The 8,874-nt window shown below is 38.8% G+C and carries 6 protein-coding genes; all 6 read right to left on the minus strand.

Annotated elements, in window-relative coordinates:
- Positions 1 to 129: 129 nt before the first annotated feature.
- A complete protein-coding gene (gene eutH / locus OSO01_RS17245; RefSeq protein WP_147211682.1) occupies positions 130 to 1,329 on the minus strand; it encodes an ethanolamine utilization protein EutH in 1,200 nt (399 codons plus the stop codon).
- A gap of 287 nt (positions 1,330 to 1,616) precedes the next feature.
- A complete protein-coding gene (locus OSO01_RS17250) occupies positions 1,617 to 4,265 on the minus strand; it encodes a cation-translocating P-type ATPase (protein ID WP_147211683.1) in 2,649 nt (882 codons plus the stop codon).
- Positions 4,266 to 4,690: 425 nt separating this feature from the next.
- The gene (gene nrdG, locus OSO01_RS17255; protein ID WP_147211684.1) at positions 4,691 to 5,158 is read right to left on the minus strand and encodes an anaerobic ribonucleoside-triphosphate reductase activating protein; all 468 of its coding nucleotides are present in this window, start codon (positions 5,156 to 5,158) and stop codon (positions 4,691 to 4,693) included.
- On the minus strand, positions 5,158 to 7,035 hold the full coding sequence (locus tag OSO01_RS17260) for an anaerobic ribonucleoside triphosphate reductase (RefSeq protein ID WP_147211685.1): 1,878 nt from the start codon (positions 7,033 to 7,035) through the stop codon (positions 5,158 to 5,160). Before OSO01_RS17260 ends, nrdG begins: the two co-directional genes overlap by 1 nt.
- 303 nt (positions 7,036 to 7,338) lie before the next feature.
- Positions 7,339 to 8,316, minus strand: coding sequence for a TraB/GumN family protein (locus OSO01_RS17265; RefSeq protein ID WP_147211686.1), 978 nt, complete (start codon positions 8,314 to 8,316; stop codon positions 7,339 to 7,341).
- 322 nt (positions 8,317 to 8,638) lie between these two features.
- On the minus strand, positions 8,639 to 8,874 hold a 236-nt coding region (locus tag OSO01_RS17270; RefSeq protein ID WP_186813692.1), incomplete at its 5' end, for a SufD family Fe-S cluster assembly protein.

Genomic DNA, 8,874 nt, shown 5'->3' on the forward strand with positions numbered 1-8,874 from the left:
TTTTCTAAGTAATTAAGTATATCATGAAGCCGGACTTTTAATTACTGATTGCGCAAAAAATTAACGGGAACTTTACATTAGCACGAAAAACAAACTAGTTTTCACCTGAAAAAATTATTCACTTTCCGCTTACTGTTCATCCTCTTTCTCTAGCTGAACAGCCTTTGGAACAGATAATTTAAATGCCAGATAAACAGAAAGGAAAGCTGCCACAATTTTCCCCAGCATAATCGGCAAAATTAAATTGGGCTGGAAATTGGCTGTAAATGATAAATGATCACCAAATACAGTAGCGATACAGACAGAGAATGCAATATTTATTACCTTATCCTTGGCAGGCATGTCCTTCACCATATGGAACATCGCCAATGTATTTGCTACGGATGCTACCAGACCCATGCTTCCGATTTCCTGCATCCCCAAAGCTTTTGCCAGCTTTTGAAGCGGTTTTGCAAATAGATTTCTGAACAAATAAATAAACGGGAATGAGCCGGCAAGCATGATGCCGATATAGCCGGCGACCTCTAGAGCTCTAAAGGTATCCTCTGAATCTGCGATGATAGGATCGAATCCCCAGCCGCCAAACACAAAGCTGAAAAAGCCTGTAAAGTGCTCCACAATGGAAAACACCAAAACTAATTTAATACCTGTATCTAAAAGTTTCCCGTAAATTAAAAAGCCTTTGATCATCTTATCTGGATACAGTCTTAAGCCTATTGCCAAAAGAAGAACAAAGATAATCAGCGGAACCATTGTAATTAGAATTTCCGAAAAGCTTAACAATAACGGGTATAAAGACGGTGCATTCGTTGAAACAGCCTCTCTGATTTCCGGTTTGGAAATGGCAATAAATAAACAAGATACCAGAATTCCTGCCGGGATGGTTAAAATTCCAGCCATCACACCCAAGGCCATATATTTATAATCCTTTTTGTTAACAAGGGCTAGTCCGACCGGTATCAAAAACGTAAGCGTCGGTCCTAAAAAATAACCGATAACCATGGCGATAATCCATGATTCCCTTGTTTCAGCCAATACGTCCGCTAATTGATAGCCTCCCATATCCACAGCAATCATGGAGGTTGCTGCAATGGCAGAGTCAATTCCAAATTGATTAAGAAAAGGGCCGATTACCGTGGAAATAAACTGCGATAAGTAGGGGATGGAAGCCATAATTCCAGCGCATGGAACAAATATCTGGCCAATCACATAAAAACCTTCCATAAACTCTCTTCCAAGCCCTGTCTCCGCATTTTTTATCGCTGCAAATGCACCTATAACGGCACATGCCATAATTATATAAATAATGAAGTCACTAATAAACGCCATGCTTTATGTATGCCCCTTTCTTTCTATTACCACTATTTCTTATTCATTATATCTGCGGTTCATTTCTCCTCCCACTGGCAGTTTTCAATTATCAAATATGTAATTTTTTCTTAGTTTATTTTAAGCAGCTGATTTATTAATATTATTTACTATACCTGTAAATTGCTTGTTTTCCAATTCCTTTTTGATATATTTCCATTCTGTAAAACGGATTCATACCAGCCTTCATAATTATAAAGACCTTCTACCCCGCATTAAAACGGTATAATGTAGAAGGTCTTTATCATCTATTCAGCTTTTGAAGGTTTTTTAAAAAACACTTTCGCAATTTCCATACAAATTACTCCGGCTACAGCTAAACCAGTAGCGATTCCCCATTCTGTTAAACCAAATTCAGGAGGGATATTAAATACCTCTCTGGCAAATGGCAGCAGGGTAATGCAGTATAAAACAAACCCTAATACTACAGCTCCAATTACATATTTATTCGAGAAAAAGCCTAATTTAACCGATGTCTGCGTATTCGAACGTGCTGCAAAGGTCTGCAGCGTACGTGACATAATTAATGTAGTAAATGCCATCGCTACGCCTATTTCATTTGAATGAGACAGGCCAATATAGAAGGAAATAATAACAGCAGTTGCAATTAAAATCCCCCTTGTCAAAACAGTCTGCAGGGTACCACCGGCAAAGATCCCTTCATTAACCGGACGCGGCTTCCGCTTCATAACACCTGCTTCAGATTTCTCTACTCCGAGTGCAATCGCAGGCAGTGAATCATTTACTAAGTTTATAAACAAGAGCTGTAAGGCAGTAAATGGATTTGGCAGATTAAAGATAACAGCATACAGAATAGCAATGATTGCGCCTAAGTTTCCTGCAAATAAATAGCCGATTGCTTTTTTTATATTATCAAATACGGTCCTTCCAACCTGAACAGCATTAACAATAGAAACAAAATTATCATCGGTCAGAATCATTGCAGAGGAATCTTTGGATACATCTGTACCGCTTCCCATGGCAATGCCGATATCTGCCTGTTTTAAAGCAGGAGCATCATTCACTCCATCACCTGTCATTGCCGTTACCGCACCTCTTTGCTGCCAGGCGCGTACAATTCTTATTTTATTTTCAGGTGATACCCGGGCATAAACAGAAATTTGCTCAAGCTTGGCCTCTAATTCCTTATCTGACATCTTATCGAGCTCTCTTCCTGTAATGGCAATATCATTATCTCCCATCAGACCGATATCTCTGCCGATTGCCTGTGCTGTCGTTTTATGGTCTCCTGTAATCATGATTGTCCGGATTCCTGCTGATTTGGCTTCTTCAATAGATCCATATACAGCCTCTCTTGGCGGATCCATCATTGCCGTTAAACCGACTAATACAAAATCCTTCTCATCTTCATAAGCAATCTCCGTCTGATCTTCTGACAAACGTTTATAACCATAAGCAAGTACACGCAATGCCTGATTGGAGAAGTCTTCATTTGCTCCCTCAAAGCGCTCAAGCAAATCATCTGTCAACGGCTGTTCTTCTTCATCCAACAGCACATAACCGGCTCTATGGAACATGACATCCGGCCCGCCCTTAACAAATAACAGTCTTTCCCCATCAATATGATGTACAGTGGACATTAGCTTACGGTCTGAATCAAACGGGAGCTCTGCTTCTCTTGGATATTTTTTTCGTAATTCCTGATAGCTGTGAGCATGTTTATCCGCAAATTGAATTAAAGCAACTTCTGTCGGATCTCCAATCTCCTGCTCATCCTGATTAATATAGGAATCATTACAAAGTGCTGCAATATAGACAAGTAATTTCTCAGATTTCCCCCAATCATTGGGGTTTTCAGGTAAACGCTCATTTTTATGAAACGGTAAAAAATCATCCGTGACTGTCATCTTATTTTGTGTTAATGTGCCTGTTTTGTCCGTACAGATAATACGTGTCGAACCAAGTGTCTCCACAGCCGGAAGCTTACGAATAATTGCATGCTGTTTTGCCATTTTATTCGTACCAACGGATAAAACAATGGTAACAATAGATTGTAGTGCCTCGGGAATAGCTGCAACAGCAATTGCAACGGAGAACATCAAGGCATTTAATAATGCCGTTGTTGTATCAGCATCGCTGTCACCGAACCAGATGCGTGCTGCCTGAACAGCAAAAATGGCAATACATAAAATAAGGATACCGACACCAAGCTTCTTACTGAAGCTGTTTAATTTCTGCTGCAATGGTGTTTCCTTTTGCTCTGCTGTGGAAAGCATATCGGCGATTTTACCAACCTCTGTTTTACTTCCTGTTCCGGTAACAACAAAAGTACCCCGTCCATAAACAACTAAGGAGCTGCTGTACACCATATTCAGGCGGTCTCCTAAAGCAGCTTCTTCTCCAATCACTTCGGTATGCTTTTCTACAGCCTCCGATTCGCCGGTAAGCATTCCCTCATTTACCCGTAAAGAACCGCTCTCTATCACACGTCCATCAGCAGGAACATAATCTCCTGCCTCCAGGTAGACGATATCTCCGGGAACAAGCTCCTTTGCAGCAATCGTTTTTTCTGTACCATCCCGCATAATTTTGGCTTCCGGTGCGGACATATCCCGCAATGCTTCCAGTGAGCTTTCTGCTTTTCTCGTCTGTACTACGCTGATCACAGAATTGATTAACAGTACAAGAAAAATAATAAGAGACTCTACCCATTCTCCAATTAGAATTTGTACTACGGCAGCCGCTAACAGAACAATAACCATTGGATCTTTAAAGGTCTCCAGGAAAAGCTTCCATGTCGGAACTTTTTCTTTATCCTCTATTTCATTATATCCATATTTTTCAAGCCTTGCTTTTGCTTCTTTGTTTGATAAACCCTTCTGCGAAGAATCGACTGATTCGAGAACGTCTGCTGTCTTTTTCTGATATGCTTCCATCTCCATAGCTCCCTGCCTGTTCGTTTTTTAGTTATCTGATGCTGTTATTGCTAATTCTACATGCATCATCAAATCTCATCCCTATTTTTAACGTATTTTAGCAAATTAAACTATTTTTCTCTATTTTGAGCTATTACCTTTTTTTTATTAGATTGAAACCTGTTCACTGCAGGTAAGATGGATTCTTTACAATATCTTCACATTCTTTTGGACTCTCAAAATAAATCAACTTACTTACTCTGCTGCTATGAAAGTAATTATATACTTATTTTTTCTTTAAAGCTTGTAAAATTACACAAAAGGAAACATCGCAACTTTAGAAAACCTATGTAGGTTTTCATTGTATCCAGTTGGGCTTATCATTTTCAGCCAATTAAAAACTGATCTGGACGTTATTTATCTCAGATCAGTTTTTTCTTGCTATATCACTCTAATATATTCTTCATTTCAATAATCCGCTGATTCCGACTCCCGCGAAACGATAGGGTTAAATCCCGTTCAGCTAAAATAAATGGACCATCCACCAGTACATCTACATATTTGAGAAGCTCCAGCTGATGCGAATTTTTATTTTCAAGCAGTTGTTCTATTGTCCAGCCCGTATATGCCCATATGTTTTTACCATGTGCTTTCAATTGTCTGGCAACATTTGCCGCAGCTTCCGCCTGGTAAAATGGATCTCCGCCGCTTAATGTAATATCTGTTAAAGGGTTCAAAGCTTCCTCAACAATCTGCTGTACACTTATTTCATTGCCATTTCGCAAATTCCATGACCTTGGATTATGACATCCTTTGCAGTAATGAGGGCAGCCAGCAAAGAATATAACCGTACGCAGTCCTTCCCCATCGACAACAGAATCATGATAGATAGACAATACTCTCGCCGTTTCCATTAGACATGCCTCACTCTGTCATGCTCTTCAGATGCCTTAGCAGTATTCCATTTATCCATTGTTCCTACCAGATAGCCGGTAATACGCCGAATCCGGTCAAATTGCCTTTCATCGGTTATCCCGCAAGCTGGACATTCATTATCAATCATTCCTGTATAGCCACAGCTTTTGCAGCGATCGACTGGATGATTGATACTGCCATACCCGATTCCGCTCTCAGCCATCGTTTTTACAAGTGTATCGATTGCTTTTACATTTTTGCTGATATCTCCATCCACTTCGATATAAGTGATATGGCCGGCATTTGTATATGGGTGATATACTGCTTCCCGTTTTATTTTCTCCACAGCACGGATTGGGTAGTATACAGGAATATGGAAAGAGTTCGTATAATAATCTCTGTCTGTAACTCCTTCTATTCTTCCAAAATCCTTTTGATCCTGTTTCGTAAAACGGCCGCTTAAGCCTTCTGCAGGTGTTGCAATCAGCGAATAATTCAAATCATAACATTCCGAAGCCTCATCACATTTCTTCCGTAAGAAGGAAACAATCTCTTCCCCCAGCTCCTGTGCCTGCTCTGATTCTCCATGATGCTTGCCTATCAATACTTTTAAACACTCTGCCAGACCAATAAAACCAACGCTCAAGCTTCCCTGCTTCAGCACTTTTTCTAATCTATCTCCAGAGTTAAGCTCATCACTGCCTGTCCAGACGCCTTCTCCATGCAAGAAAGTGAAATTATTCACAAGTTTATTCGTCTGAAATAAATACCGTTCATATAATTGGCGAATGACGATTTCTGCATAATCCTCTAATTTCTGCATAAATGCTTCCATGGTTGAAGTTGTAAGAGCTATTTTTACTAGATTAATACTGGTGAACGAAATATTTCCACGTCCTACACTGTTTTCCTCTCCATGCCGATTTGCCATAATACGTGTACGGCAGCCCATATAAGCTACTTCTGAATCAGGATTTCCTTCTTCATAATAAGCTAAGTTAAACGGTGCATCAATAAAGCTGAAATTTGGGAAAAGCCGTTTTGCCGTTGTTTCGAGAGCTAACTGATACAAGTCATGATTTGGATCGCCTTTGTAAAAATTAACCCCTTTTTTCATTTTAAAAATTTGAATTGGAAAAATAGGGGTCTCTCCTTTTCCCAATCCTGATTGTGTAGCTAAAAGCAGATTTTTTATAATCAGTCTTCCCTCCCTGCTTGTATCTGTCCCGTAATTAATAGACGTGAATGGAACCTGACCGCCGCTTCTGGAATGGAGGCTATTCAAATTATGTATGAATGCTTCACACGCCTGATAACATTCCTGATCTGTTTCATTCCAAGCTAATTTCTCCAGTTCCTTTTGATCAAGGGGAAGCTGATATTGCTGTAATTTATGAAGCCGTTTTTCATAGGATTTCTTCACATAGGGAGCCAAATCATAATCAAATGCTTGAAAACTCTGACCACCATGCTGCTGATTTTGGTTGCTTTGAAAAACAATTGCCGCCAATGCCATCGCACTCATAATGCTTTGCGGGGATCGCATATGTCCATGCCCTGTGTTAAATCCTTTTTTCAATAATTTTCCCAAAGGGATTTGACAGCAGGTCGCTGTTCCTGTAGGCATGTAATCTAAATCATGAATATGAATATAGTTATCCTCCATTGCCTGCCTTGCTTCCGGACGCAGCATATTTTGTTTTGCATAAAATTTAGCGCTCTCACCGGCAAATTTGTTCATTTGTCCGCACGGTGATTTTCCGTCAACATTTGCATTTTCCTGGATTAAATCCTGATTAGAGCTGGATACAATATCCTTAAAATCCTGCATTAAATCTATATTTGTGCTTGCAGGGGCTTCTTTTATTTCTACCATTTTCTATGCCTCCCTATTCTTCTCCATCCATTCATTTCTTCATGTTTTCGATGTATTTCTATTTAACTTACCCAAAACTATATATAGTATAACAAGATAAAAACATTACTATATATAGTTAAATATTAAATGAAGATGCAAGGGAGTTCAAATGTACATTTTATGACTTTTTAAAATATCTCTATAATTTTTTGCTTTATCATTTCCGCTTCAGTTAAAAACGTTCTATAATTTCGTTTTATTATAGAAAAACCTCGTAAGTCTGCGAATACTTACGAGATTTTTGAATATTTTAGATCTGATTTAATAAACATGCTCTACTTCATAGCCTTTGTCTTCAAGCTCCGTTATAATACTTGGATCAACGGTGAAATGAGCCGTCCCCACAAAGACAAAATAAACCTGACCGCTGTCTTCCTGTAAAATTTCATCCAAGCTGTTTGCCATATCAATATTCCGTTTATCATTCAACTCTTCCATATATTCATCATTAATGCCTGCTTCTTCATAACCATCGGACATCGTTTCCATTGCTTCGATATTTCCCTCAAGCCATGCATCAGCCAGCCCTTCCATCTCTTCAGCAGCCTCATCATAACTCTCAACTGCTAGTTCCAATGTCTGTATTTGGGTTTCCATGGAATAACCGCTAAGCACCTCAAATTGTTCTTCCGCACTTTCTAAAGAAACAATTTCTTTCCCTTCCTCTGTTGCTTTTTCAAGAAAATATAGATCGACAGCAGATTGTGAGTCGACGTCACTCGTCATGGTCACAAGTTCAAGCAGCATCATCTCCACGAACCATGGCTGAAAATCGTTCATTGTTTCTAAATCCAATCCATTCTCTTCAAAAATAGATGCAAGCTCCTCATATGTTTCTTCCGGCAGTTCTTCTTCCAGTGTACTGTCATCTACATATGTAGCATATTCTAATATTTCTTGCTGTGAAGGCGTTTCCTCCAGTAAATTAAATTCAGGCAGAACAACATCTGCACTATCAAACGCTTCTTCAATAGCCGGATCTAATGGATAGAAATCATCGTTTCCTAAGTGAATCGTTCCCTGCAAATACATTTCTGTATCACCAGATTCCACCTTCCATAAGAAACCGCCTTTTCCTTCGCCGCTCTCTTCTTCATTATCGGTTTCGCCCGCTGTCTCTTCTTCTGTTGCAGCTTCATCTGCTGTATCTTCAGTTTCTGCTGCATCTTCATCTCCACCGCATGCGGTCAACACACCTGCAAATAAAAATATGAATAGTGCTAATAAAATTTTTTTCATTCCTAGATTCCTCCTGTTATTTTCCTGACTCTATCATAAGGTCTTTTAATTAGCCTATCATTATTTATGCTGCAAATGGAAGAAAAAAGAGGTTGAATACTGCATTATTTGGTATGAATGAAGCTTATATGTATTTCAAACAACTAATAAATGATAATAATAGATAATTAAAATACTGAATACTATGTTATTTTTTATATTTTACAAAATAGATTATGTGTCTAAAATGTATAAATATCATTTTATTTTATTTGTTTGGTAATAAAAAATGACTGCCGCATATAACCTGGCAGTCATTTTTTATTTTAGCTTTTACAATTTTTTATCCGATGGAACCTTCCATTTCGAAGCTGATCAATCTGTTCATTTCAACAGCATATTCCATTGGAAGTTCTTTTGTAAATGGTTCAATGAAGCCCATAACAATCATTTCTGTCGCTTCTTCCTCTGATAAACCGCGGCTCATCAGATAGAAAAGCTGTTCCTCAGATACTTTGGAAACTTTTGCTTCGTGCTCTAAAGAAATATTGTCGTTAAGAATTTCATTGTATGGAATGG

Source organism: Oceanobacillus sojae, from assembly GCF_007991515.1.
GTDB classification, from domain to species: domain Bacteria; phylum Bacillota; class Bacilli; order Bacillales; family Amphibacillaceae; genus Oceanobacillus; species Oceanobacillus sojae.

Bases quoted from the DNA above. Each gene is read 5' to 3' on its own strand.
- eutH (WP_147211682.1), bottom strand. From the start codon at position 1,329: ATGGCGTTTATTAGTGACTTCATTATTTATATAATTATGGCATGTGCC.
- OSO01_RS17250 (WP_147211683.1), bottom strand. From the start codon at position 4,265: ATGGAAGCATATCAGAAAAAGACAGCAGACGTTCTCGAATCAGTCGAT.
- nrdG (WP_147211684.1), bottom strand. From the start codon at position 5,158: ATGGAAACGGCGAGAGTATTGTCTATCTATCATGATTCTGTTGTCGAT.
- OSO01_RS17260 (WP_147211685.1), bottom strand. From the start codon at position 7,035: ATGGTAGAAATAAAAGAAGCCCCTGCAAGCACAAATATAGATTTAATG.
- OSO01_RS17265 (WP_147211686.1), bottom strand. From the start codon at position 8,316: ATGAAAAAAATTTTATTAGCACTATTCATATTTTTATTTGCAGGTGTG.